The sequence below is a fragment of the Flavobacterium sp. genome (assembly GCF_031381455.1).
Classification (GTDB): Bacteria; Bacteroidota; Bacteroidia; order Flavobacteriales; family Flavobacteriaceae; genus Flavobacterium.
The window spans coordinates 69,951-94,502 of the sequence record NZ_JANMXZ010000048.1 but is presented as its reverse complement, the minus strand read 5'-3'; the positions used below and the strand labels follow the sequence as shown (position 1 = coordinate 94,502).

General features: G+C 36.3%; 26 protein-coding genes and 1 tRNA gene. 8 read left to right on the top strand and 19 right to left on the bottom strand.

The genetic code is table 11. The annotated features are described in order from the left end of the window. Together RMN97_RS12365 and ruvC are read right to left on the bottom strand one after the other, a co-directional pair. The coding region (locus RMN97_RS12365; RefSeq protein ID WP_309614824.1) for a radical SAM protein at positions 1–560 on the bottom strand (560 nt) is incomplete at its 3' end. A 60-nt stretch (positions 561–620) separates the two neighbouring features. Beyond that, positions 621–1,175: a crossover junction endodeoxyribonuclease RuvC gene (gene ruvC / locus RMN97_RS12360; protein ID WP_309614823.1), complete on the bottom strand. Its 555-nt coding sequence runs from the start codon at positions 1,173–1,175 to the stop codon at positions 621–623. A 124-nt stretch (positions 1,176–1,299) separates the two neighbouring features. On the opposite strand from ruvC, the gene RMN97_RS12355 reads away from it, so the two are divergent. After that, entirely contained in the window at positions 1,300–2,223 is a 924-nt protein-coding gene (locus tag RMN97_RS12355; protein WP_309614822.1) for a hypothetical protein, read from the top strand. Further along, entirely contained in the window at positions 2,214–3,359 is a 1,146-nt protein-coding gene (locus tag RMN97_RS12350; RefSeq protein WP_309614821.1) for a glycosyltransferase, read from the top strand. The genes RMN97_RS12355 and RMN97_RS12350 overlap by 10 nt, the downstream gene beginning before the upstream one ends. Before the next feature lie 96 nt (positions 3,360–3,455). Here the strand turns inward: RMN97_RS12350 and RMN97_RS12345 are convergent, their stop codons facing one another. From RMN97_RS12345 to RMN97_RS12310, 8 genes are all read right to left on the bottom strand, one after another. After that, positions 3,456–3,932, bottom strand: a complete 477-nt coding sequence (locus RMN97_RS12345) for a hypothetical protein (protein WP_309614820.1) — start codon at positions 3,930–3,932, stop codon at positions 3,456–3,458. 4 nt (positions 3,933–3,936) lie between these two features. After that, positions 3,937–4,308 carry a hypothetical protein gene (locus RMN97_RS12340; protein WP_309614819.1) on the bottom strand — a complete coding sequence of 124 codons (372 nt, stop codon included), beginning with the start codon at positions 4,306–4,308 and terminating at the stop codon, positions 3,937–3,939. A 227-nt stretch (positions 4,309–4,535) separates the two neighbouring features. After that, positions 4,536–4,609: transfer RNA gene (locus RMN97_RS12335), tRNA-Asp, on the bottom strand. Positions 4,610–4,694: 85 nt separating this feature from the next. Continuing rightward, positions 4,695–5,621: a DUF58 domain-containing protein gene (locus tag RMN97_RS12330; protein ID WP_309614818.1), complete on the bottom strand. Its 927-nt coding sequence runs from the start codon at positions 5,619–5,621 to the stop codon at positions 4,695–4,697. Positions 5,622–5,865: 244 nt separating this feature from the next. Continuing rightward, positions 5,866–6,183, bottom strand: a complete 318-nt coding sequence (gene trxA, locus RMN97_RS12325; protein ID WP_236397846.1) for a thioredoxin — start codon at positions 6,181–6,183, stop codon at positions 5,866–5,868. Between the two features lie 115 nt (positions 6,184–6,298). Continuing rightward, positions 6,299–10,813 (bottom strand): DNA polymerase III subunit alpha, encoded by a 4,515-nt coding sequence (gene dnaE / locus RMN97_RS12320; protein WP_309614817.1) that lies wholly within the window; start codon positions 10,811–10,813, stop codon positions 6,299–6,301. 178 nt (positions 10,814–10,991) lie between these two features. Beyond that, positions 10,992–11,333 carry an RNA-binding protein gene (locus tag RMN97_RS12315; RefSeq protein ID WP_309614816.1) on the bottom strand — a complete coding sequence of 114 codons (342 nt, stop codon included), beginning with the start codon at positions 11,331–11,333 and terminating at the stop codon, positions 10,992–10,994. A gap of 202 nt (positions 11,334–11,535) precedes the next feature. Beyond that, positions 11,536–12,249, bottom strand: a complete 714-nt coding sequence (locus RMN97_RS12310) for a DUF6252 family protein (RefSeq protein ID WP_309614815.1) — start codon at positions 12,247–12,249, stop codon at positions 11,536–11,538. 200 nt (positions 12,250–12,449) lie between these two features. Here RMN97_RS12310 and RMN97_RS12305 point away from each other — a divergent pair, with 200 nt between their 5' ends. The 5 genes from RMN97_RS12305 (at position 12,450) to RMN97_RS12285 (ending at position 16,820) form a co-directional block, all read left to right on the top strand. Next, positions 12,450–13,148, top strand: coding sequence for a 30S ribosomal protein S16 (locus RMN97_RS12305; protein WP_309614814.1), 699 nt, complete (start codon positions 12,450–12,452; stop codon positions 13,146–13,148). Between the two features lie 14 nt (positions 13,149–13,162). Continuing rightward, positions 13,163–13,687 carry a ribosome maturation factor RimM gene (gene rimM / locus RMN97_RS12300; protein WP_309614813.1) on the top strand — a complete coding sequence of 175 codons (525 nt, stop codon included), beginning with the start codon at positions 13,163–13,165 and terminating at the stop codon, positions 13,685–13,687. 141 nt (positions 13,688–13,828) lie between these two features. Beyond that, positions 13,829–14,542, top strand: coding sequence for a methyltransferase (locus RMN97_RS12295; RefSeq protein WP_309614830.1), 714 nt, complete (start codon positions 13,829–13,831; stop codon positions 14,540–14,542). A gap of 233 nt (positions 14,543–14,775) precedes the next feature. Next, positions 14,776–15,954 (top strand): acyl-CoA dehydrogenase family protein, encoded by a 1,179-nt coding sequence (locus RMN97_RS12290; protein ID WP_309614812.1) that lies wholly within the window; start codon positions 14,776–14,778, stop codon positions 15,952–15,954. 170 nt (positions 15,955–16,124) lie between these two features. Beyond that, positions 16,125–16,820 carry an SGNH/GDSL hydrolase family protein gene (locus tag RMN97_RS12285; protein WP_309614811.1) on the top strand — a complete coding sequence of 232 codons (696 nt, stop codon included), beginning with the start codon at positions 16,125–16,127 and terminating at the stop codon, positions 16,818–16,820. Between the two features lie 25 nt (positions 16,821–16,845). Here the strand turns inward: RMN97_RS12285 and RMN97_RS12280 are convergent, their stop codons facing one another. From RMN97_RS12280 to trmB, 7 genes are all read right to left on the bottom strand, one after another. Continuing rightward, positions 16,846–17,178: a 2Fe-2S iron-sulfur cluster-binding protein gene (locus tag RMN97_RS12280; protein ID WP_309614810.1), complete on the bottom strand. Its 333-nt coding sequence runs from the start codon at positions 17,176–17,178 to the stop codon at positions 16,846–16,848. Position 17,179: 1 nt separating this feature from the next. Next, complete coding sequence (locus tag RMN97_RS12275; protein WP_309614809.1) at positions 17,180–18,238, bottom strand: NAD(P)/FAD-dependent oxidoreductase; 1,059 nt, start codon at positions 18,236–18,238, stop codon at positions 17,180–17,182. Between the two features lie 254 nt (positions 18,239–18,492). After that, positions 18,493–18,732: a NifU family protein gene (locus tag RMN97_RS12270; protein WP_309614808.1), complete on the bottom strand. Its 240-nt coding sequence runs from the start codon at positions 18,730–18,732 to the stop codon at positions 18,493–18,495. A 1-nt stretch (position 18,733) separates the two neighbouring features. Continuing rightward, positions 18,734–19,867: an Mrp/NBP35 family ATP-binding protein gene (locus RMN97_RS12265; RefSeq protein ID WP_309614807.1), complete on the bottom strand. Its 1,134-nt coding sequence runs from the start codon at positions 19,865–19,867 to the stop codon at positions 18,734–18,736. A gap of 178 nt (positions 19,868–20,045) precedes the next feature. Continuing rightward, complete coding sequence (locus RMN97_RS12260) at positions 20,046–20,372, bottom strand: MGMT family protein (protein WP_309614829.1); 327 nt, start codon at positions 20,370–20,372, stop codon at positions 20,046–20,048. Next, complete coding sequence (locus RMN97_RS12255) at positions 20,369–20,995, bottom strand: lysine transporter LysE (protein ID WP_309614806.1); 627 nt, start codon at positions 20,993–20,995, stop codon at positions 20,369–20,371. The genes RMN97_RS12260 and RMN97_RS12255 overlap by 4 nt, the downstream gene beginning before the upstream one ends. Next, the gene (trmB, locus tag RMN97_RS12250) at positions 20,996–21,670 is read right to left on the bottom strand and encodes a tRNA (guanosine(46)-N7)-methyltransferase TrmB (protein WP_309614805.1); all 675 of its coding nucleotides are present in this window, start codon (positions 21,668–21,670) and stop codon (positions 20,996–20,998) included. 86 nt (positions 21,671–21,756) lie between these two features. On the opposite strand from trmB, the gene RMN97_RS12245 reads away from it, so the two are divergent. After that, entirely contained in the window at positions 21,757–22,821 is a 1,065-nt protein-coding gene (locus RMN97_RS12245) for a glycosyltransferase (RefSeq protein WP_309614804.1), read from the top strand. Here the strand turns inward: RMN97_RS12245 and RMN97_RS12240 are convergent. Both RMN97_RS12240 and RMN97_RS12235 read right to left on the bottom strand, forming a co-directional pair. Beyond that, positions 22,795–23,838: an ATP-binding protein gene (locus RMN97_RS12240; RefSeq protein ID WP_309614803.1), complete on the bottom strand. Its 1,044-nt coding sequence runs from the start codon at positions 23,836–23,838 to the stop codon at positions 22,795–22,797. The two genes, RMN97_RS12245 and RMN97_RS12240, sit on opposite strands and share 27 nt — an antisense overlap. Continuing rightward, complete coding sequence (locus tag RMN97_RS12235) at positions 23,839–24,522, bottom strand: response regulator transcription factor (RefSeq protein WP_309614802.1); 684 nt, start codon at positions 24,520–24,522, stop codon at positions 23,839–23,841. Between the last annotated feature and the right edge of the window lie 30 nt (positions 24,523–24,552).

The following is a 24,552-nucleotide window of genomic DNA, read 5'->3' as shown; positions in this document are numbered from 1 at the left end:
GACAAAGCGGTTTCTATATTTTGCAACCATTTTTCATTGCTCATTTGCTGCGCCTGTTCGCCATTCTGGCTCGAGTCGGGAACACCATAAATCAAATCGATGGAAATATTATCAAAATATCGAGTAGCAATTTCAAGACATTTTTTGGCTTCATCCGAATTGTGTGCGCGATTCATCAACTTTAAATCATCTTCAAAAAAAGATTGAATACCGATGCTTAAACGGTTGACTCGGTTATTCGATAATTCGGTTATTCGGGTTTCCGTTAAATCATCCGGATTAGCTTCAACTGTGATTTCGGGATTATCGATAACTTTATAATTGGCATAAACTGTATCAATCAGCAATCGTATATCTGCAATCTCCAATATCGAAGGCGTTCCACCACCAAAGTAAATCGTTTCGATAATCTCATCTTTGAACTCACTTTTACGCAAAGCAATTTCGTTGGCTAAAGCCAAAACCATCTCATCTTTCTTCTTTAGTGAAGTCGAAAAATGGAAGTCGCAATAATGACAGGCTTGTTTGCAAAAAGGAATATGGATGTAAATACCGCTCATTTTTAGTATTCCGTCTCAGTCTCAGTCGGCAGAAATGAAAACTGCGACTGCGACTGCAAACTATTTTTTAATTCGTTCTTCATTCTGTTTTACAAACGCATCCCAACCAGTATAACTTTTTGTTCCCGTTACTTTTCCGGAATTGAAAAAATGACAAACTGCTGCGGCTAAACCGTCAGTTGAATCAAGATTTTTTGGTAACTCTTTTAAACCTAAAAGCTGTTGTAGCATTTTGGCAACCTGTTCTTTGCTGGCATTTCCGTTACCCGTGATGGCCATTTTTATTTTCTTTGGTTCGTATTCCGTAATCGGTATTTGGTGCGATAAACCTGCTGCCATCGCAACGCCTTGTGCTCTTCCGAGTTTTAGCATTGATTGTACATTCTTGCCAAAGAAAGGCGCTTCAATAGCAATTTCGTCAGGATGATGGGTTTCTATGAGCTCAATTGTTCGTTCGAAAATAACTTTTAGTTTGGTGTAATGATCATCATATTTACTCAAAATCAACTCGTTCATCTGAATGAATTCCATCTTTTTGTTCACGACTTTTATCAACCCAAAACCCATAATGGTAGTTCCCGGGTCAATTCCTAATATGATGCGTTCGTTTGCCATGTTTTTATTTCACAGAGATTCACAGAGAATAATAGAGATACACGAAGAAGTCAAAAATAAAATCTTTGTATAGCTTTGTAACATAGTGTAACATTATGAAATAGTTTTTACTTTCTTTGTACAAATGATTACAATTCCACACAAAGCTAAACAATTCATCGTTTTTCTAATCAAAGTTTTGATTGTAAGTGCTGCTTTTTATTTTATCTACGATCAATTAGCCAATAACGATAAACTCGACTGGGTGAAATTCACAAATCTGGTTAAAGAAAAAGCAAGCGTTTTGGGAATCCTTTTTTTACTTGCCTTTAGTGTTGCCAATCGCTTTATTGAAATTTTGAAATGGCAAAATCTGGTTTCGTTTATAAAACCGATTTCACTAGGCGAATCGACTAAGCAAGTTCTCGGGGCTTTAACCGCCGGAATTTTTACGCCAAATGGTCTCGGAGAATACGCCGGAAAAGCATTGTACTTTGACAAAAAGAAAACCAAAAAAATCATTTTTCTGAACCTCATCTGCAACGGAATCCAGATGATTTTGACGATAATTTTTGGAACTATAGGATTATTTATTATCGGTTATTGGAAATGGGCTATAGCAATTGTTGGAATTTCTTTCTTCTTGCTTCTTGCTTCTTTTCTCTCAAAGAACATTAAGATTAAAGGTTATTCAATCCAAAAGTTAGTTCACAAAATCCATGAAATTCCGAAACGGATTCACACTAAAAATAATCTTCTGGCTCTTTGCCGTTATTTGGTTTTTTCGCATCAATACTATTTTTTATTTCTGGCTTTTGATGTAGATTTACCTTATCTAACAATGATGGCAACCATTGCAACCGTTTATTTTTTGGCTTCGTCATTACCGAGTTTTCAGTTTCTGGACTTTGCTGTAAAAGGAAGCGTGGCCGTTTTTTTCTTCGGAAAATTAGGCGTAAACGAATGGATTGTTATTTTTATTTCCACTTTGATGTGGGTTTTAAATGTGGTTTTGCCTGTCGTTATCGGAAGTTATTATGTACTTAAATTCAAACCAAAATGGGAATAGTTTCAATTGTGTTGCTGGTTGTTTTATTGGTGTATGTTTTTCTAATCCTCCAATTAATTTTAGGTTTCAACAAAGTGAAATCTTTTGAAGTAACTGATGCAACTCCAAAAACGGCTTTTACTATTGTTGTCCCATTTCGGAATGAAGCTAAAAATTTGCCAATCCTTTTAAAATCGATTTCCAATTTGAATTATCCGCATAAAATGATTGAAATTATCTTGGTTGATGATTTTTCAATAGACAATTCGGAACGTGTTTGTATTCAATGGCGAATGAAACACGAGCATTTGGATACGACATTATTGGAAAATCTTCATCTTTCTAATTCCCCCAAAAAAGACGCTATCGGTCGAGCGATGCCCATTGCCAAACACGATTGGATTGTTACTACTGATGCTGATTGTATTGTCAATAAAAATTGGTTGCTTACATTAGACAATTACATCCAAACAAATCCCGAAGCTTCGGGACCTGAAATGATTATTGGAGTGGTAATGTACAAAGCCAAAAACAACTGGTTTCATCATTTTCAACAATTGGATTTGATGAGTTTGCAAGGCGTAACTATAGGAAGTTTTGGTATCGGGAAACCATTTATGTGCAATGGAGCGAACTTTGCTTACACCAAAAAATTCTTTAACGAAATTGGTGGCTTTGGCGGAATTAGCGACACAGCCAGTGGCGATGATGTTTTCTTGTTACAAAAAGCGGTTATTGCTAATCCTGATAAAGTTCATTATTTAAAAAACCGTGACTCAATTGTAAAAACAAAACCCGAAAACGACTTGTTCAAACTCTTTATGCAGCGTGTTCGCTGGGCAGGGAAATCTACTGGTTATAAAAGTAGTTATGCTAAATTATTGGCTGTTATTGTTTTGCTGATGAACCTTAGTTTGGTTGTTGGTTTTGTGTTGCTAGTTTCAAGCTGTTTGAGTTGGTGGGTTTTACTTGTGGCTTTTTTAATAAAATATATTGTTGATTATATTTTGCTTTATAAATCGAATTCTTATATCCGTAAAGGCAAATTTTTTGTGCCAATAGCCAGTAGTGTTATTTATCCTTTCTTTTCTAGTTTGGTTGGCATTTATTCGTTGTTTGGAAGCTTTAGGTGGAAAGGAAGAAAGTTTTCCAAATAGCCCGGATTGCAGTGGCATCTTTTATACCTGACAGGTTTTTAAAAACCTGTCAGGTATAAAAATATAACGGAAAGCGGGAAATAGCTCCTAAAAAATTTATTCCGATTTAATAATCACCGGAAGCACAAATTGTGTTTTTACCGGAATTCCTCTTTTAATGGCGGGATTAACTTTTGGAAAATCGACTAATCGTATACGAAGAATGCTGTCGATTTTTATAGTGTCGTAGGCAACCGAATCTTTTGAAAATTGTGGCTCGAATTCCATATTTGAATTAGGAAAAACTGTTACTTTCACTTCAATCGTATCCAGTTTTGGAAACAGCGTTGAAAGAGTATCAACTGCCAATTTTTGTTGAATGGTTGCTGTTAAAAATTCGAAAAAACATTGCTTGCGTTGGTTTGCATCCATGAGTTTTTCACAATCGGTCACCGATGGATATTCATCTACTTCATTCCAATTGATTTCCTTCAATTGTTTGTCTAGCAACTCTTTTTCATTCGGTACTTTCTTTTCAAAGTATTGACACGATTGAAGAAGAAGCAGCGCTACTATTGGTAAAAGTCTTTTCAAGTTTTTACTTTTTGGAATTTAAATAATCGGAATAACTTTTATCAAACCACTCTTGTTTGGTGCGTTGCGCTTCTTCTTTTTGATTTTTATACAAAAGTCCAAGCTTTTCGGAATAGATAGCAATTTTGATGGTATAGGTATAAAACTCTTCTTGTGTAAGTGTCAACAATGCGTCTTTCTGCTTTTTAAAGAATTCAAAAAACAAAGCGTCAAAATCGTTCTTATCATAAGACAGAACTTCCTTTTTATACTTTTTATAGAGTATTTCTTTCAGTTGAACATCAGAATCATTAGTTACCTTCTCTTGAGCTAATAGATTGTTTGTTGTAACCAAAAGCAAAAAAGCAAAAAGTGTTATTTGTATTGTTTTCTTCATATGCTCAAAAGTAATAAAAAAAATGAAAGTTCCTAAAAGCAAAAAAGCCATCCACAATAAAGTGGAAAGCTTTTCATTGGTCTAACTACTAAACCGCGCTACGAGTTACAAAGTCGTAGCAAACAACACAACTAATTTTGAATGACTCACTTAATTTTGTGAATGCATTTCATTTGATTTTTTGGGCAAAAAAGCACTTTGTTTCCAAAGTGCTCTTCCCAATTTCGCGGTCTGGACGGGACTCGAACCCGCGACCCCATGCGTGACAGGCATGTATTCTAACCAACTGAACTACCAAACCTCTGCGTTATTGCGGTTGCAAATATACAATCGTTTTTCAAATCTGCAACTATTTTTTTGAAAAATAAAATGTACAAAAACCAATTCTAACCAAACATTTGTTTTTCAACCAAGTATGTAGTCAAAATCTTCTCAAAACTTTCTTCAACTGCCACAGGAACATACTTAATTCTGTTTTGAGCACAAGTCATGGCTAATGTTTTGAAGTAATCATTGACCTTTTCTTCATAAGCATCTTTGACCGTATCGGCAAAAATATTAATGGTTTCTCCTGTTTCTAAATCGATGAACTTTCTCGGAGCATTATCAAAATTGAAATTGATTTCTGTTTTTTTATCGATAACATGAAAAACGACCACTTTGTGTTTGTTGTGTTTTAAATGTTGTAACGCATTAAAAAGCGCTTCACTATTGCCTGTTTGAAACATATCGGTAAACAAAATAATCATCGAACGACGGTGGACTTTTTCTGCAATTTGATGCAAGAATGTAACCGTATCGGTACTTTTTGAAACTTTAGGTTTTTCTAGAAGTTCTTCGAGTTTATTCAAAATCATTCGGTGATGACGATCGCTTCCTTTTTCGGGTGCATAATATTCAAAAGTGTCAGAATAGACGCTTAAGCCAACGGCATCGCGCTGTTTTTTTAATAAATTCATCAAAACTGCAGAAGCTAAAACCGCAAAGCCAATTTTGTTATGATAAAAAGCTTCGTCGTTTTTCAGCTTTGGATAATGCATCGAAGAAGAATTGTCAATAATTAAATGACAACGAAGATTGGTTTCTTCTTCATATTTTTTGGTGTATAACCTATCTGTTTTTGCGAATAATTTCCAGTCGATATGCTTGGTGCTTTCACCAGAATTATAGACTTTATGCTCAGCAAATTCGGCAGAAAAACCATGAAACGGACTTTTGTGCATTCCCGAAATAAAACCTTCTACAACTTGATTCGCAAGTAATTCAAGATGCTTAAAACCGGAGACGAGTTCTTTTTGTTCTTCAATCTTCATGAACCAAATATAAAGAAAGTTTATAAAGTTTAGAAGGTTTATGAGGTTTAAAAGTTTAGTGTCATCTAGCCCCGATTGTAGCGGCATCCTTTTTATAAATTGCCACGGGTTTAAACCCGTGGCAATTTATAAAAAGATATAGCGGAAAGCGGGAGAGTAGTTTCTAAGCAATGCTAATGTTGTGCTTCAAAAAATAAAAAAAGCCCAACTTTCGTTGAGCTTTTACATTATCATTGACTATTAATTACAACAAAGCATCAATAGCATCGGTATACGTTTTCTTTGGAGCAACCCCAACTTGACGACCAACTACTTCTCCATTTTGGAAAACTAGAACCGTTGGAATGTTACGAACTCCGTATTTTGCAGCAAATTCTTGGTTGGCATCAACATCAACTTTTCCTACTGTTGCTTTTCCTTCATATTCGGTTGCGATTTCGTCGATAACCGGTCCAACCATTCTGCATGGTCCGCACCAAGCTGCCCAAAAATCTACTACAACCGGTTTATTTGATTTTAATACTACTTCATCAAAAGTAGCATCTGTTATTGCTAAAGCCATATTTTATATTTTTTTAAATTAATGTACTTATTTGTCGCCAAAATTAGTCAATTTATTTTGCATGAATGTTATAAAAAAATCAGTTTTGGTTATGAAATTATTGTCAGAACTGATACTAGTTCAGACTGAATTTAATTTTCATTCTCTCCAATTCGATTAACAATTCATTAGAAATTTTGATTTTTAATTTTCTACTTGGCAATGAAACTTTGGTCGTAACTTGAATTTCTTCCTCAACAACCGGAACTTCTATCTCAATATCCTCGAGGTTTTCAGCATCAAAATTTTCTTCATCAACCGCTACAATTTTCGGAACGAGCTCGGGGATTATTTTTGTTTTATCAAATTCAACGATTTCAAAAGTTACGGTGTTATCCCCTTTATTTGATTGGAAAACAGCATTTAATTGCTCAATAGCGTTTTTATGCAACTCGTTAATGTCCATTTGAATACTCAGCTTTTTAGCAAACTGAGGCAACACATCCTGCAATTGTTTTACATCTGTAAATTGTATTCTTGGATCTGATTTTTTTCCAGTTTCCCTATTTACCCAACCGTCTTTTATGGTTACTTTAAAATAAATGAATTGGTTGTTAACCAAAAAATGTCGGTACTTTAAATACTCTTCATCAAAAATCCGGAACTCGTGACTTTCATCATAACCTTCTAAGGTGAACATCGCCCAATCTTTTCCGTTTTTGGCAGTTCTGTATTGTACATTGGTTACAATTCCGGCAAAGGTTAGTGTTTTGCCAATGTAATTTCCAAGGTTTTTTAAATTTTCAAGCTTACTGTTACAGAAATATTTCATTTCAAAACGGTAATCGTCCAATGGATGACCCGAAATATAAATCCCAACTACTTCTTTCTCTTTGGCTAATTTTTCCATAGTGCTCCATTCTTCACATGGTGGAACGATTGGTTCTGCAATTTGAACATCGCTACTTTCTCCAAACAAACTTACCTGTGACGAATTTTCATTCTCCTGAAATTTAGAGCCATAGCGAACTGCTTTTTCCAAAAATGTAATTCCTTCGCCTTCAATGTGGAAATATTGTGCACGATGCGTATTATCAAAACAATCAAATCCACCAGCAAGTGCCAGACTTTCGAATGCTTTTTTATTCGCGGCACGCAAATCAATTTTTTTGGCTAAATCAAATATCGATTTATAGGGTTCATCTTTTCTATTTTGAACAATGGTATCTACAGCATTGGCTCCAACACCTTTAACAGCACCCATTCCGAAACGAACAGCATAGTTATCGTTTACCGTAAATTTATAAAACGACTCATTCACATCCGGTCCGAGAACCTGCAATCCCATTCGCTTACATTCTTCCATAAAGAATGAAATTTGCTTGATGTCACTCATGTTATTGGATAAAACCGCTGCCATATATTCGGCAGGATAATTGGCTTTTAAATAGGCTGTTTGATAGGCAATCCAGGCATAACATGTGGAGTGCGATTTGTTGAAGGCATATTCAGCAAAAGCTTCCCAGTCTTTCCAGATTTTTTCTAATTTATCGGCGGAATGGCCTTTGGCTTCTGCTTGTGAAATGAATTTTGGCTTCATTTTATCCAAAACGTCTTTCTGCTTTTTTCCCATCGCTTTACGCAAAACGTCGGCATCACCTTTGGAGAAATCGGCCAACTTTTGCGACAAAAGCATTACCTGCTCTTGGTAAACGGTAATTCCGTAGGTTTCCTTAAGCAATTCTTCGCAAGCTTCTATATCATAGGTGATATCTTCTTCGCCATTTTTGCGTTTGATAAAACTCGGAATATAAGCAATTGGTCCTGGGCGATATAGCGCATTCATAGCAATCAAATCACCAAAAACTGTTGGTTTTAATTCTTTCATGTATTTCTGCATTCCGGCACTTTCATACTGGAAAATCCCGACTGTTTCACCACGTTGAAAAAGCTCATACGTCTTCACATCATCTATTGGAAACTCATCCGGATTGAGGTCTTTTCCTGTTCTGTATTTTACCAGTTTTACCGTATCTTTTATCAATGTCAGGGTTTTTAATCCCAAGAAATCCATCTTTAATAATCCGGCGCTTTCTACGACTGAGTTATCAAATTGGGTAACATACAAATCAGAATCTTTTGCAGTTGCGACAGGAACAAAATTGGTAATATCGCTTGGCGTAATGATAACTCCGCAGGCATGAATTCCGGTGTTTCTTAGATTTCCTTCCAGAAATTTTGCCTGATTTATAGTATCGGAACATAAATTTCCTACTTTGGAAAGTGAAATTAATTCTTTTACTCTGTCAAATTCTTCGGGACGTAATGCTTTTTTGATTATCGCTTCGTCTTCGGATAAGAGTCGGGCTAAATTCCATTTGGAAGGCATTAATCCCGGAATTAATTTAGCTACTTTATCGGCTTCAAAAAGCGGTAAATCCATAACTCTGGCGGTGTCACGAATACTTGATTTCGTTGCCATTGTTCCGTAAGTAATGATTTGCGCTACTTGTTTGGAACCGTATTTCTGAATTACATAATCCATTACTTTGCTTCGCCCTTCGTCATCAAAATCGATATCTATATCGGGAAGTGAAACCCTATCGGGATTAAGGAAACGCTCAAAAAGCAGATTATATAGCAACGGATCAATGTTGGTAATTCCGAGGCAATACGCCACTACAGAACCCGCAGCAGAACCACGACCCGGACCAACGGAAACATCCATTCTTCTGGCTTCGGCTATGAAATCCTGAACAATCAGGAAATAACCGGGATAACCCGAATTTTCAATCGTTAATAATTCAAAATCGATACGTTCCTGAATTTCAGCAGTGATTTCCGGGTATCTTTTTTTAGCACCTTCATACGTTAAATGATGCAAGTAGTTGTTTTCACCGCGTTTGCCTTTATCAGCTTCATCTTTGGCAACTAAAAACTCAGACGGAATATCAAATTTTGGCAACAAAACTTCACGCGACAAATCGTAGATTTCAATTTTATTGACGATTTCTTCTGTATTGGTAATCGCTTCGGGCAAATCATGAAAAAGTTTTTTCATGGCTTCAGCCGATTTGAAATAATACTCCTGATTGTTCAATCCGTAGCGGTAACCACGTCCTCGACCAATTGGTGTGGATTGTTTTTCGCCATCGCGAACGCACAATAAAATATCGTGCGCATTCGCATCTTCTTTGTCTATATAGAAAACGTTATTAGTTGCAACGGTTTTTACATTATGCTTTTTTGCTAATGCAATCAACGAAGTATTTACACGATTTTCATCTTCCTGATTGTGGCGCATTAATTCGAGATAGAAATCATCACCAAATTCCTGTTTCCACCAAAGCAATGCTTCTTCAGCTTGGTTTTCACCAATATTTAAAATTTTACTTGGAATTTCACCATATAAATTTCCAGACAAAACAATGATGTCTTCTTTGTATTCCCGAATGGTTTTTCTATCGATTCTTGGTACATAATAAAATCCTTCGGTATAAGCGATAGAAGATAATTTTGCCAAATTGTGATAGCCTTTTTTGGTTTTGGCTAAGAAGACAATTTGGTAACCATTGTCTTTTCTAGACTTATCTTTTAAATCATCACAAACATAAAACTCGCAGCCTACGATTGGTTTAATTATCGTTTCTGTTTGGGCTTCTCCGTTTTCTTCGGCCTGTTTGTTTTTGGCTTGCGCCGATTTATTATGGTATAAAATATCACGAACAAAATGAAAGGCGCCCATCAAATTGGCATGATCAGTCATAGCAACGGCAGGCATTTTATTTTCAACAGCTGCTTTGACCAAATCGGCAACACTAATTGTGGATTGTAATACTGAAAATTGTGTGTGATTGTGCAAATGAACAAAATCGACTTGGGCTAAAGTGTGATGAACTTGTTTCTCTTCATGCGTTGGTGTTGCAACTCCTTCTTTCTTTTGAAATTGTTTCCGAATTTCTTCAGAAGCTTGTTTCAGATTGATGTGATTCAACCCAATGAGTTGAATTTGCTGTGGATTGTTTTTATGGAATTTATCGAAATAATCAGCTGGAACGTCTAATTCTTCTTTAGTAAAAACATGTTTGTTGATTAATTCTAAGAAACAACGAGTTGTAGCTTCAACGTCAGCAGTAGCATTGTGCGCCTCAGAAAACGGAACTCCAAAAAGATACTGATGCAACTCGGTTAAGGTTGGCAGTTTAAATCTTCCGCCACGACCACCAGGCAATTTTAAAAGTGAGGCTGTAACTTCGGTACACGTATCCAAAACGGGCATCGAATTCATTTGAGATTGCATTCCCATTCGGTGAAATTCGCAACCCATAATATTAACATCAAAGCCTAAATTTTGTCCAACAATAAATTTAGATTTCGATAAAGCGGTATTGAATTTTTCTAAAACCTCTTTTAAATCTATCCCTTGTGCTTCGGCTAATTCGGTAGAGATTCCGTGAATTCTTTCCGCATCAAATGGAATATTAAAGCCATCAGGTTTTACTAAATAATCCTGATGCTCAATAAGATTCCCTAACTCATCATGCAACTGCCAAGCAATCTGAATACATCTTGGCCAATTGTCAGTATCTGTAATTGGCGCAGACCAATTTCTTGGCAAGCCAGTGGTTTCGGTATCAAAAATTAAATACATCTGTGGAAAATTTCAAAATATTAAATCTCAAATTCCAATAAAAACAAATGATTTGCATTGAAATATAGAAGTATTCAAAAATACATTTTCGTATTCAAGAAATCAATTTTAGTTATCAACAAAAAACAAAAAAGCCACCTCAATTGAGATGGCTTTCCTATTTATTTTAGTGTGTAAACTAGTATCTTCCTCTGTCTCCACCACCACCGCGAGAATTTCCACCACCGCTATAACCACCACCTGAACGGTTGTTATTAAATGATTTTCTTTCTCCTTCTGGTTTTGGTTCCGATTTATTAACTACGATAGTACGTCCTTCTACTGTTGCACCGTTTAATTCGTCGATAGCTTTTTGAGCTTCATCATCATTAGACATTTCAACAAAACCAAATCCTTTACTTCTTCCAGTAAATTTATCAGTAATAATTTTAACAGAGTCAACTGTTCCATAAGCCTCAAAAGACTCTCTTAAATCTGCTTCGTCAATACTGAACGGAAGACTTCCAACAAAAATATTCATATTATTTATTTAAAATTCGATTACAAATGTAGTTTAAAAAAAGTCTAAACCGTTATTAATTTGGACTTTATTATTTAATTAACAAAAATAAGGATTGCGACCATTACGCTGTGGCTTGAAACAAATTAATAATATCTAAAGCCTACAGGGCTTGACCCTCTTAATATCAAAGGTTATAGTTATTTGTTATTAAGAATTATATTCAAGGGTAAATCGGGATTTTATAGAATTCCCCGTGTTGAAAATTCAAAATAGACCCGCCAAAAGGACTGCCATTTGAATTGGCCGCATTAAATTTAAATGTTCCTGAAATCGTGTAATTCACAGCATCATATTCTGTGATTATTATTTCACCATTACTGTTTTGAACATTGGTAACTCTAACTTTACAATTAACATTTCCGCCAGCAACGGTAACTAAATCACCTGCTAGATAACCACTCCCACGAGAAGAAAGTGAAACACTTGTAATAACCCCTGAAGCGTTGGCGATAGTATTAATCGTCAAGCCGCTTCCCATTCCGCCGGTTGTAGCGACTGAAGTTCCGCTGCTATACCCTGTTCCTCCGTTAGCCAAGCTTACATCTCCCACTGGACCTGGAACTGCAATGGTAGCATATTCTAATGGGATATCATTAAAGTTAGAAGAATAGGTTGCCGAATTATTAATATTAGTAGTGCCTAAAATATAGGGGCCAACATTGGCGCTACTGGTGTTTAAAGTAATTATTTCATACGCTGTAAGCGCTTCAATTCTTAATTTAAGTGTTGTTGCGTCAACATAAGCTCTTGCATCATTAGCTCTCCAAAAAACATCATCTTTCAACGCTTGAAAACCTGGATTATTAAATTTCACATCTTCTTGGCAGGACGAAAAAGCCATAGCGACTAAAAATAGGGACAAAAATCTTTTCATTTTTCAAAGTATTTGTCCACAAAAATAACTTTTTAAAGTAAAAATGCTAGCTAAATTTTAGAAAAATAATGTTAAATACTCAAGTTGCAAGTTTCTTATATCGAAAAAGATGCGATTCAATTAGTTTCTTTTCAAAAAAAAGTTATCTTTGCACCCTCAAAATAATCGAGGTCGAGCACCTCAAATTAATCAAAAAGATTATGTCAGTAAAAATTAGATTACAAAGACACGGTAAAAAACAAAGACCTTTTTACTGGATCGTAGCAGCTGATGCTAGATCAAAAAGAGATGGTAGATACCTTGAAAAATTAGGAACTTACAATCCAAACACCAATCCTGCCACTATTGATTTAAACCTTGACCAAGCGGTACAATGGTTACACAATGGAGCACAACCAACAGATACTGCAAGAGCTATCCTTTCTTACAAAGGTGCTTTGATGAAACATCACCTTGATGGTGGCGTTCGTAAAGGCGCTTTAACGCAAGAACAAGCTGATGCAAAATTGGCTAAATGGTTAGAAGAAAAAGCTGGAAAAGTTGACACTAAAAAAGAAGGGTTATCAAAAGCACAAGAAGCTGCTAAAGCGAAAGCATTGAAAGCTGAAAAAGTTGCTAATGACAAACGTGCTGCTGCCGCTGTTGAAGCTGCAAAAGTAGTTGAAGAAGAAGTTGCTGATGACACTGCAGTTGAAACTGTAGCTGATGAAGCTCCGGAAGCTGTTGCTGTAGTAGCTGTTGAGGAAACTGCTGCTGAAGAAGTTGCTGAAGTTGCTGTTGCTGAAGTTGCTACAGAAGAAACTCCTGCTACCGAAGAAGTTGTTGTTGAAGAAGCACCAACTGTTGCCGAAGCACCAGAAGCTTCTGCTGAAGAAACTAGCGAAGAAAAAGAAGCTTAATACTTCAAGCAATTATGCGTAAAGAAGATTGTTTCTATTTAGGTAAAATTGCGAAAAAATTTAGTTTCAAAGGGGAAGTACTTGTCTATTTAGATACAGACGAACCCGAATTATATGAGAATATGGAATCAGTATTTGTTGAGTTCAACAAAAATTTGGTTCCATTTTTTATTGAAAACAGTTCACTACACAAAAATGATTTTCTTCGTGTGCAATTTGAAGATGTGGATTCCGAAGAAGAAGCCGACAGTATTCTTAATTGCGACGTTTATCTTCCACTTAGCATGTTGCCAAAACTTTCGGGCAACAAATTTTATTTTCATGAAGTCATTGGATTTGAAATTGAAGACAAACGTTTGGGCGTTTTCGGAAAAATCGTATCTATCAACGACACCACAGCACAGCCGCTTTTTGAAGTACTGAATGGCGAAGTCGAAATGCTGATTCCGATGATTGACCATTTCTTAGTCGAAATTGATCGCGAGAACAAAAAAGTCGTGATGGATTTACCGGAAGGACTCGTTGAAATGTATTTATAAATTTTATTTTTGAACCATTAAGATAATTAAGGTTCATTAAGTCTTAATTATCTTAATTTCTTAATGGTTTAAAATTTTAAAAACATTCTTTTGTCAACATTTCAATTCAAACAATTTACTCTTAATCAAGACCGCTGCGCCATGAAAATTGGTACCGATGGCGTTTTACTTGGCGCATGGTGTCCAATAGACAATCATCCTTTTTCTGTTTTGGATATTGGTGCCGGAACCGGAATTTTATCCTTGATATTAGCCCAAAGAAGCAACGCCGAGCAAATTGACGCCATCGAAATAGACGAAGACGCTTTTGAACAATGCGTAGAAAATTTTGAAAGTTCTCCTTGGGGAGACAGATTATTCTGCTTTCACGCCGGTTTGGAAGAATTTATGGAGGAACTCGAAGATGACCCGAGCGATAGTGAACTGGCGCAGCAGTATGACATTATCATTTCGAATCCTCCTTTTTATGCCGAAGATTATAAAACTGATAATGAACAACGCGATTTAGCAAGGTTTCAAGACGCCTTACCTTTTGAAGATTTGGTTGAAGCCGCTAATTTATTGCTTTCAGAAAACGGAATTTTTGCTGTAATTATTCCTTTTAAAGAAGAAGAAAAGTTTATCGCTTTAGCCAAAAATTTTGAATTATATCCTTTTAAAATTACTCGTGTAAAAGGAGCGCCAAGTACCGAAATCAAAAGAAGTTTATTAGCTTTCTCCAGAGTTAAAAAGGACTCAGGCGATAGCGAACATACGAAGCAAACTCCTATTGACGAATTGATTATTGAAACCGCACGTCACGAGTATACCGAAGACTACATCGCTTTGACTAAGGATTTCTATTTAAAAATTTAGCCCTAGCCCAGATGGAAGCGGCATCCTTTTATACCTGACAGGTTTTCAAAAACCTGTCAGGTATAAAAGATATAGCGAACAGCTGGAGATAGCTTCTGATTGCTTTACTTCGACAAAGCTCAGTACAAGCTTCTCACAATGACAATTTGGAAAATTTATAACAGTTGTTCATTTGTTTCTAAATATAGTTTGTTTAAATTTGCAAACGTTTTCGTAAACCAACATTTTATAAAATGAAACCAGATTTATTTCAAGCTCCGGATTATTACAATTTAGATGATTTACTAACGGAAGAACACAAATTAGTTCGTGATTCGGCTCGTGCGTGGGTAAAACGTGAAGTTTCGCCTATCATAGAAGAGTATGCGCAACGTGCTGAATTTCCGAAGCAAATCATTAAAGGTTTGGGCGAAATTGGTGGCTTTGGCCCATACATTCCTGAAGAATATGGCGGAGCAGGTTTAGACCAAATTTCGTATGGTTTAATCATGCAGGAAATTGAAAGAGGTGATTCAGGTGTTCGCTCAACTTCATCAGTGCAATCTTCTTTGGTGATGTATCCTATTTGGAAATTCGGAACTGAAGAGCAGCGTCAAAAATACTTACCAAAATTAGCAACAGGCGAATTCATGGGATGTTTCGGATTGACCGAACCGGATCATGGTTCAAATCCAAGTGGCATGACAACCAACTTCAAGGATATGGGCGACCATTATTTGTTGAATGGTGCTAAAATGTGGATTTCAAACTCCCCTTTTGCAGATATTGCTGTGGTTTGGGCAAAAAATGAAGAAGGAAGAATTCACGGTTTGATTGTTGAGCGTGGCATGGAAGGATTTACAACACCGGAAACGCATAACAAATGGTCACTTCGTGCTTCGGCAACAGGTGAATTGATTTTTGATAACGTGAAAGTGCCAAAAGAAAACCTGATGCCAGGAAAATCTGGATTGGGTGCACCAATGCAATGTTTGGATTCAGCTCGTTATGGAATCGCGTGGGGCGCAATTGGAGCCGCAATGGATTGCTACGACACTGCTTTGCGTTATGCAAAAGAAAGGATTCAGTTTGGAAAACCTATAGCATCCTTTCAATTACAACAAAAAAAATTAGCGGAAATGATTACCGAGATCACCAAAGCTCAATTATTAACTTGGCGATTGGGTGTTTTGAGAAATGAAGGGAAAGCGACTACAGCTCAAATCTCGATGGCGAAAAGAAACAACGTTGACATGGCAATTCATATTGCTCGTGAAGCGCGTCAGATACTAGGTGGAATGGGAATCACAGGAGAATATTCAATAATGCGCCACAGTATGAATTTGGAAAGTGTAATTACCTATGAAGGAACGCACGACATTCATTTGTTGATTACCGGTGCGGATATTACAGGTATTCCGGCTTTTAAATAAAATTAGACAATAGATAAAATTGATACAAAATGCTTCTCCGTTTCGAGGAGCATTTTTACTTTTATATAAATTATTATAATTTTTTTTGACACCCAAGCCTGAAAGGCGAACTGGCGAAGCAAACCTTTTCATCTTTACTGTCGTAGCTTACATTATCTAAATTAGCAACAATGAAATTTATAAACCGTTTATTATTTCTTATAGTGTCAATTTTGTTATTACAAAGTTGTAGCACTGATAGTGCCATGATAACTCCTTCAAAAAACTACAAATATCTTGCACTTGGCGACAGTTATACTATTGGTCAAAGCGTTTGCGAAACTTGTCGCTTTCCTGTTCAACTGAAAGACAGCATTGGGAAGTATTTAAACACAAACGACACTTTTCTGGTTAAAATTATTGCAACAACAGGCTGGACAACGACCAATTTAAAATCGGCTATTGCTGCTGAAAATACAACCAATGATTATGATTTAGTAACCCTTTTAATTGGTGTAAATAATCAATATCAGCTTCAACCTTTTACTTTATACGAACAGGAATTTCCAGAGTTGGTAAACACTGCCATTCAAAAAGCAAAAGGCGATAAAAATAATGTGATTGTAGTTTCGATTCCTGATTATGCTTTTACGCCTTTTGGAAATGGAAATACAACCATTTCGACTGAGATTGACAGCTATAACGCGTTTGCCGAAAATTACTGCTTAACAAACAATATAACCTTCATTACTATTACTGATATTACTAGATTGGGATTAGCACAACCTGAATTAGTTGCCTCTGATGGACTACATCCTTCCACGATTGCTTATTCAAAATTTGTACAACGGATTTTGCCCGAAGCCAGATCTAAAATCGCTGATTAACCTTCAAATATTAAGAGTTCATTTCTTATTGCTCCGGAGCGATTTCTATTTCCAATCCGTCAATTGCAGTTGTTATTGGAATTTGACAACCTAAGCGGCTGTTTTCTTTTACGTGATAAGCTTCCCAGAGCATCGCTTCTTCGTCGGGATTCCTTTCCAGTGAAATAACATCGTTCAAAACATAACACTGACACGAGGCACACATTGCCATTCCACCACAAATTCCGATTGTTCCTTCTTCGGCAAGTTCATAGGCGCGAATTAGTTCCATGATATTCATGTTCATATCCGTCGGTGCTTGTACTTGATGAGTTACGCCTTTGCGGTCGGTAATTTTTATGGTTACGTCTTGTGGCATTTTATTCAATTGATTTTACAACTGCTTTTTCTGCTTCTTTTCGAGTTCCATCAAATCCGTCTACTCCGGAAACAGTTGTATATTTCAACACGTATTTCTTTCCTGGATTTAATCGTTGATAGACACTTTGACACATCAAGGTAGCCTCGTGAAAACCACACAAAATTAATTTTAATTTGCCTGGATAAGTATTGACATCGCCAATAGCATAAATACCTGGTATATTGGTTTGATAATCTAAAGCGTTGTTGACTTTGATAGCATTTTTTTCTATTTCTAAACCCCAATTGGCAATGGCACCCAATTTTGGTGTTAATCCAAAAAGCGGAATAAAATAGTTGGTAACCACATTCATGCGAGCGCCGTTGATTTCGATGTCAACCGATTCAATTCGTTCCGAACCTTTAAAACCAATAACTTCTGCTGGTGTTACTAATTTTATTTTTCCTGAATTTTTTAATTCCTGTACTTTCTCAACCGAATCTAATGCACCACGGAATTCATTTCTTCGGTGTACTAAAGTTACGGAAGCTGCCACATTAGAAAGGAAAATACTCCAATCCAGCGCCGAATCGCCACCACCAGAAATCACAACATTTTTGCCTCTGTATTTTTCCGGATCTTTGACAAAATAATCTACGCCTCGGTCTTCATTTTCGTAGAATTCCAAGTCCTTAAGGATAGGCTTTCTTGGTTCAAAAGTTCCCAATCCACCTGCAATAGCAACAGCTTTAGCGTGATGCTTTGTTCCTTTATTAGTGGTTACAATAAAAGTTCCGTCTTCTAATTTTTCAATCGTTTCAGCGGTTTCTGCCAAAGTAAAGCCCGGTTGGAATTGTTTGATTTGTTCCATTAAATTGGAGACTAAATCTCCGGCTAAAACTTCAGGAAACCCTGGAATATCATAGATGGGCTTTTTTGGATATAATTCGGAAAGCTGTCCGCCTATTTGTGGTAGGGCGTCAATGAGATGGCATTTAAGTTTTAATAATCCTGCTTCAAAAACGGCAAAAAGTCCGGTTGGTCCGGCTCCGATTATAAGTATGTCTGTTTTAATCATTTTTTGAGTGGCTGAGTTACTGAGTAGCTGAGTTACTGAGTTTAAAAAATTTGTTCTATAGTATTCTGGTTTGCGTTAGGGATTCCTTCGGCAGTCGCTTCGCTCGTGTGAAGTGGAAATCCTTTTTATAAATTGCCACTGGTTTAAACCAGTGGCAATTTATAAAAAGATTGTAGCGTATAGCCCGACCTCGTTTGTTTTTAACGAGGGAACGCACAATCCTCCGACTCCCGACACTTCGGGACAGGATGACGTTAAGCAATATTTTCTACCGTTTCTATTTGTGGCGCATATCTTTTAATTGTTGTTTCTACACCAGCTTTCATCGTGCTAATACTCAAACTACACGAAGTACACGCTCCTTGTAATCGCACTTTTACGTGTTTTTCATCTTCAATGGAAACCAAGCTAATATCACCGCCATCAGAGTTCAGAAAAGGTCTGATTTCGTCTAATGCTTTTTCGATGTTTAAAGTCAATTCTTCGTGTGTCATCTTATTTTCCTTTAACGGCTGAGCAACCAGCCATAGTTGTTATTTTGATTGCTTCTGTTGGTGGTAAACTTTCGTTTCTGTTTACCGTTTCCTGAACCACATTTCGTGTAATATCTTCAAAAACTTTTTCGATAACCGATGCGGTTTGCAATGCTGCCGGACGACCGTAATCTCCGGCTTCGCGAATGCTTTGCACCAATGGAACTTCACCTAAAAATGGCACTTGTAAATCTTCCGCCAGGTTTTTGGCACCTTCTTTTCCGAAGATGTAATATTTGTTGTTTGGCAACTCTTCCGGAGTGAAGTACGCCATATTTTCTATGATTCCCAAAACGGGAACATTGATGCTGTCAGATAAGAACATCGAAACTCCTTTTTTGGCATCAGCCAAAGCTACAGCTTGTGGCGTACTTACGACAACAGCACCAGTAATTGGTAACGATTGCATGATTGACAAATGGATATCGCCTGTTCCTGGTGGTAAATCGATTAACATAAAATCTAATTGTCCCCAATCGGCGTCAAAAATCATTTGGTTTAATGCTTTGGATGCCATTGGTCCTCGCCAAATAACAGCTTGACTTGGTGCGGTGAAGAATCCGATGGAAAGAATTTTTATCTCATAGCTTTCTACAGGTTTCATTTTTGATTTCCCATCAACGGTAACCGAAATTGGTTTTTCACTCTCCACATCAAACATGATTGGCATGCTTGGCCCATAAATATCAGCATCAAGAATTCCAACTTTGAAGCCCATTTTGGCTAAAGTCACCGCTAAATTTGCCGTAACCGTTGATTTTCCAACGCCTCCTTTTCCTGAAGCTACAGCTATAATATTGCTGATTCCTGGAATTGTTTTTCCTTTAATCTCGTTTGGATTTGCTTGTGCTTCCACCTTGATATTTACTTTCACCACAGCATCTTGTGAAAATCTTTCGTGGATTAATTTTTTGATATCGTCTTCAGCACGTTTTTTTATGTGCATTGCCGGTGTTGCAATCAGTAAATCTACAGTTACTTCGTTGCCAAAAATCAGTACGTTTTTTACCGCACCGCTTTCTACCATATTTTTTCCTTCGCCAGCAATGGTAATGGTTTCCAATGCTGAAAGGATTTCTTTTCTATCTAATTTCATTTTTTTGCTTACTGTTAACAAGTTACAATCTTTTATTAAGACTGAATACAGATTGCAAAGATAATACGAATTGTGTTGAAACTGTCGTTAATGAATTGAAAATGTTTATGAGGAAATAGTTGGGAGATTGATGAGGGAAGTTGGAAGTTCTGTAAATTTTTGAAAAATTAGGAAATAATTACAATTCTACTTCAGGCTGCCAAAAATGTTTCTCAAAATCGACAATTTGATTATCCACGATTTTGATTCCTTCGTTTTCGAGCAATTGCTGCATTAAATTAGTTCCGTCAAAATGATGTTTCCCCGAAAGCAATCCTTTTCTGTTGACCACTCTATGTGCCGGAACATCTTGCATATTGTGTGATGCATTCATCGCCCAGCCTACCATTCGGGCGGAACGAGCAGTTCCTAACGCTCTAGCAATAGCACCATAAGAGGTTACTTTTCCTTCCGGAATTTGACGTGCAATAGCATAAACTCTTTCGAAAAAATTAGCTTCCATTATTTATACAGCAATTTAAAAAGTGTCACAACCGCCATAAAAGTAGTTACCGAACCGATGATGGTATTAATGTTTCGCATCAGAAATTCTGTTTTCTTTTCAATCTTTTTGAATGCTACAATGTAGATGTAAAAAACAGTAAACGAACCGCAGACAACTCCAATCACAAAAGATGAAACCGGAATTTTATCAAAACTAAAATAGCCCGAAGCCGCCAAACTCATGCTAGCAAAAACATAGAATGGAATGGGTAACAAATTAAGTGTAGACAAAAGCATTCCCAAAAAGAAACGGTTCGATTTTCCTTTGACTTTGCTATCCGTTTTTATTTTCTTTGGCTTTTTGGCAATCCAGAAAAAATAGATACTTAGTAATAAAAAAACAAAAATGCCAATTTCCTGAAGTGTGGAAACAATTTCCTGGTGTATGCTTATAAATCGGGCAAATAATACGGCAATGAATGTTTGAAAAAATATGATTACTGAAGCTCCGCCAGCAAAACTTACCGCTACAATTTTACCTTCCTGGGTACTTATTTTTGCTGCTGTCATGTTGATTAAACCCGGAAGAATAACCGCCAAAAAAGCAATACTAAAACCTAAAATAAGTGGTAAAAAAAACTGCATTTATTTGATTTTGAAACGAATATACGTAATTGCCTTGTTGATTTCCAAATATTGATTTTCGTAAAAAGTTTGAATAGCTGTTACCACTTCTGGTGCACCTTCATTTTTATAAACATTGTGGTTGGCATACAAGACTTCGTGACCTTCACCATGCAACAATCCAAGCGTGTAACCGTGCATGAATTCGCTATCGGTTTTGAGATTTACAACACCGTTTGGTTTCAGGATTTTTTTGTACAACTTCAAAAACTCCGAGTTGGTCATTCGATGTTTGGTGCGTTTGTATTTGATTTGCGGATCGGGGAAAGTAATCCAGATTTCGTCTACTTCATTTTCGGCAAAAATAAAATTGATTAACTCAATTTGTGTGCGGACAAAAGCCACATTGAACATACCGCCATCAACAGCTGTTTTAGCGCCACGCCAGAATCTTGCGCCTTTTATATCGATTCCAACAAAATTTTTATCTTGATAACGCTCTGCCAAGCCAACAGAATATTCGCCTTTACCACAACCGAGTTCAATAATTATCGGATTGTCATTTTTGAAAAATTCTTTATTCCATTTCCCTTTTAGTGGAAATTCTCCGCCAACCACCTCTTCTCTTGTTGGTTGAAAAACATTTTCAAAAGTTTCGTTTTCCTTAAACCGTTTTAATTTATTCTTACTTCCCACAAACTTAATTTTTTGGTAAAATTAAGGAAATATAAACTATTCAAAATCTTTTTTACTTTGCAATGTTAAAACCGTAATTTCACTACTTGGAAAATTCTACAAAAAATATTCTTGTTGCTCCGTTAAATTGGGGTTTAGGTCACGCTACACGCTGTATTCCTATTATTCGCGAATTAGAGAAAAATGGTTTTACTCCGATTATTGCTTCCGATGGCGTGGCTTTGCAACTGCTTCAAAAGGAATTCCCGCATTTGCAATCATTGGAATTGCCTTCCTATGAAATTGAATATGCCAAAAACGGAGCCGATTTCAAATGGAAGTTAATTAAGAACAGTCCAAAAATGATTGAAGCGATTTTTGCTGAAAGGAAAATTGTCAAAAAATGGATTGTTGAATTTAATCTGCAAGGCATTATTTCGGATAATCGTTTGGGTGTTTACAGCAAGAAGATTCCGAGTGTATTTATGACGCATCAACTCAATGTTTTGTCCGGAAAAACCACTTGGATTTCGAGTAAGTTGCACCAACATTTTATCAAAAAATTTACAGAATGCTGGATTCCTGATATAAAAGAAAACCCAAATCTGACTGGGAAACTTGGGCATTTGAAAAACAGTTCGCTAAATCTAAAATATCTTGGCCCATTAAGCCGATTAGAGAAGAAAGACCTTCCAATTAAATACGATTTGATGGTTATACTATCAGGACCTGAACCTCAGCGTACTTTTTTGGAAGAAAAACTAATATATAAAATTCAATCATTTAAGGGAAAAGTACTTTTCATCAAAGGAATAATTGAAACTCAACAAAAAACAAAAGAAGACGGAAATGTTACTTATTATAATTTCATGACTTCGTCAGAACTTGAAACCGCTTTTAACGAAAGTGTAATGGTACTTTGTCGTTCAGGTTATACAACGGTTATGGATTTGGCAAAACTACAAAAGAAGGCATTTTTTATACCAACTCCTGGGCAATTTGAACAAGAATATTTGGCAAAAAGATTAAAACGAAATGGGTTTATACCTTATGCAAAACAAGATGATTTTATTATAGAAAATTTACTGGAAGTTCCCATCTACGGAGGTTTACCGCAACTTAAAAAGGAAATCGACTGGAAACAGTTATTGGTGCTTTTCGAGCGTGAATGAAAATTCAGAACCTTTACTAAATTCGCTTTCCACATAGATTTTTTCGCCGTGTGCTTCAATAATATGCTTTACAATAGAAAGTCCAAGACCTGAACCACCTTCGTTTCTTGAGCCACTTTTGTCTACTCTGAAAAAGCGTTCGAATAATCTTGGAATATATTGCTTTTCGATTCCTTCGCCATTATCTCGAATGCGAACGATTATTTTTTCGTTAACCAAATCTTCAATGGTAACTTCAGTCGTGCCATTTTCTTTTCCGTATTTTATGGAATTCATTATCAGATTGGAAAGCACTTGTTGAATTTTTTCCTGATCGGCAAAAACATTTATTGCTTTATTGTACTTTCTGTCAAACATGAGAATGATGTTCTTTTTATCGGCTATCATTTCGAGTAAATCGAAAACACTCTGCACTAAATCAACAATGTTAAACTTTGACATTTCCAGGTTTACATCGCCCATTTCGAGTTTGGAAATCATATCTAAATCTTCAACGATATAGACTAATCTTTCTACTCCTTTTTCAGCTCGTTCCAGGTATTTTTTACGAATTTTTTTGTCATCCATCGCCCCATCGATCAAGGTAGATAAGTAACCTTGCACTGTAAATAAAGGTGTTTTGAGCTCATGAGAAATATTTCCAAGAAATTCTCTTCGGTATTCTTCACGAACTTTTAAAGTTTCTATTTCGAGTTTTTTATCGGTGGCGAATTTTTGAACCTGTTTGGTCAGCGTTTCCATATCGGTTGTAATAGGCTGATTTCGGAAAGAAGTAGATTCTAAAAGAGAAACATCATCGTAGATTTTTTTTACCCTTCGATAGATGAATCGTTCAACACGATATTGGATAACAAAAAAGGAAAATGTAGCAATTGAAACGGCAAAAACGATTATAATTGGTAATGAAAATTCATTGAAAAACCATAACAAAATAGAAAGAAAACCTGTAGAAAAAGCAGTGATATAAGACGTTGAAATTAAAGCAAACGTATAGGTTTTCTTGAAATTTATTTTCATTTATACTTCTAATTTATAGCCAACACCTTTGATGGTTTTGAATAAATCTTCACCGATTTTTTCGCGGAGTTTTCTAATGTGAACATCGATAGTTCTTCCGCCAACGATAACTTCATTGCCCCAAACTTTATCCAGAATTTCTTCGCGTTTGAATACTTTACCGGGTTTGGATGCTAAGAGATAAAACAATTCAAATTCTTTTCTTGGCAATATAATTTCTTTTCCTTCCTTGATGATTTTATATTCTTCTCTGTTGATTTCGATGCCACCAACATTGAGGGTTTCTGAAGCGTGCTCGTCACTTTTCAAACGACGAAGCAGTGCTTTGACTTTGCTTACTAATAATTTTGGTTTGATTGGTTTGGTGATATAATCATCGGCACCGGCATCAAATCCGGCTACTTGAGAGTAATCTTCGCTTCGTGCTGTTAAAAACGTAATGATAACGTTACTCAATTCAGGCATTTTTCTAATGTTTTCACACGCTTCCATTCCGTCCATTTCAGGCATCATCACATCCATAATGATGAGTTGTGGCAATTCTTTTTTGGCTTTGGATATTGCCTCTTTCCCGTTTGTAGCGGTTACGATTTGGTAACCTTCTTGAGAAAGATTATATCCCACAATTTCTAGGATATCTTGCTCATCATCTACTAATAAAATCTTGATGTCTTTTTTTTTCATAAGTGGACACAATTGTTTTGTGGATGTAAA

Bases quoted from the DNA above. Each gene is read 5' to 3' on its own strand.
- RMN97_RS12270 (WP_309614808.1), bottom strand. From the start codon at position 18,732: ATGACACACGAAGAATTGACTTTAAACATCGAAAAAGCATTAGACGAA.
- RMN97_RS12280 (WP_309614810.1), bottom strand. From the start codon at position 17,178: ATGCCACAAGACGTAACCATAAAAATTACCGACCGCAAAGGCGTAACT.
- RMN97_RS12340 (WP_309614819.1), bottom strand. From the start codon at position 4,308: ATGAAGAAAACAATACAAATAACACTTTTTGCTTTTTTGCTTTTGGTT.
- RMN97_RS12290 (WP_309614812.1), top strand. From the start codon at position 14,776: ATGAAACCAGATTTATTTCAAGCTCCGGATTATTACAATTTAGATGAT.
- RMN97_RS12355 (WP_309614822.1), top strand. From the start codon at position 1,300: ATGATTACAATTCCACACAAAGCTAAACAATTCATCGTTTTTCTAATC.
- RMN97_RS12275 (WP_309614809.1), bottom strand. From the start codon at position 18,238: ATGATTAAAACAGACATACTTATAATCGGAGCCGGACCAACCGGACTT.
- RMN97_RS12255 (WP_309614806.1), bottom strand. From the start codon at position 20,995: ATGCAGTTTTTTTTACCACTTATTTTAGGTTTTAGTATTGCTTTTTTG.
- RMN97_RS12235 (WP_309614802.1), bottom strand. From the start codon at position 24,522: ATGAAAAAAAAAGACATCAAGATTTTATTAGTAGATGATGAGCAAGAT.
- RMN97_RS12305 (WP_309614814.1), top strand. From the start codon at position 12,450: ATGTCAGTAAAAATTAGATTACAAAGACACGGTAAAAAACAAAGACCT.
- RMN97_RS12240 (WP_309614803.1), bottom strand. From the start codon at position 23,838: ATGAAAATAAATTTCAAGAAAACCTATACGTTTGCTTTAATTTCAACG.
- rimM (WP_309614813.1), top strand. From the start codon at position 13,163: ATGCGTAAAGAAGATTGTTTCTATTTAGGTAAAATTGCGAAAAAATTT.
- RMN97_RS12265 (WP_309614807.1), bottom strand. From the start codon at position 19,867: ATGAAATTAGATAGAAAAGAAATCCTTTCAGCATTGGAAACCATTACC.
- dnaE (WP_309614817.1), bottom strand. From the start codon at position 10,813: ATGTATTTAATTTTTGATACCGAAACCACTGGCTTGCCAAGAAATTGG.
- RMN97_RS12350 (WP_309614821.1), top strand. From the start codon at position 2,214: ATGGGAATAGTTTCAATTGTGTTGCTGGTTGTTTTATTGGTGTATGTT.
- RMN97_RS12315 (WP_309614816.1), bottom strand. From the start codon at position 11,333: ATGAATATTTTTGTTGGAAGTCTTCCGTTCAGTATTGACGAAGCAGAT.
- RMN97_RS12310 (WP_309614815.1), bottom strand. From the start codon at position 12,249: ATGAAAAGATTTTTGTCCCTATTTTTAGTCGCTATGGCTTTTTCGTCC.
- trxA (WP_236397846.1), bottom strand. From the start codon at position 6,183: ATGGCTTTAGCAATAACAGATGCTACTTTTGATGAAGTAGTATTAAAA.
- RMN97_RS12295 (WP_309614830.1), top strand. From the start codon at position 13,829: ATGAAAATTGGTACCGATGGCGTTTTACTTGGCGCATGGTGTCCAATA.
- RMN97_RS12285 (WP_309614811.1), top strand. From the start codon at position 16,125: ATGAAATTTATAAACCGTTTATTATTTCTTATAGTGTCAATTTTGTTA.
- ruvC (WP_309614823.1), bottom strand. From the start codon at position 1,175: ATGGCAAACGAACGCATCATATTAGGAATTGACCCGGGAACTACCATT.
- RMN97_RS12330 (WP_309614818.1), bottom strand. From the start codon at position 5,621: ATGAAGATTGAAGAACAAAAAGAACTCGTCTCCGGTTTTAAGCATCTT.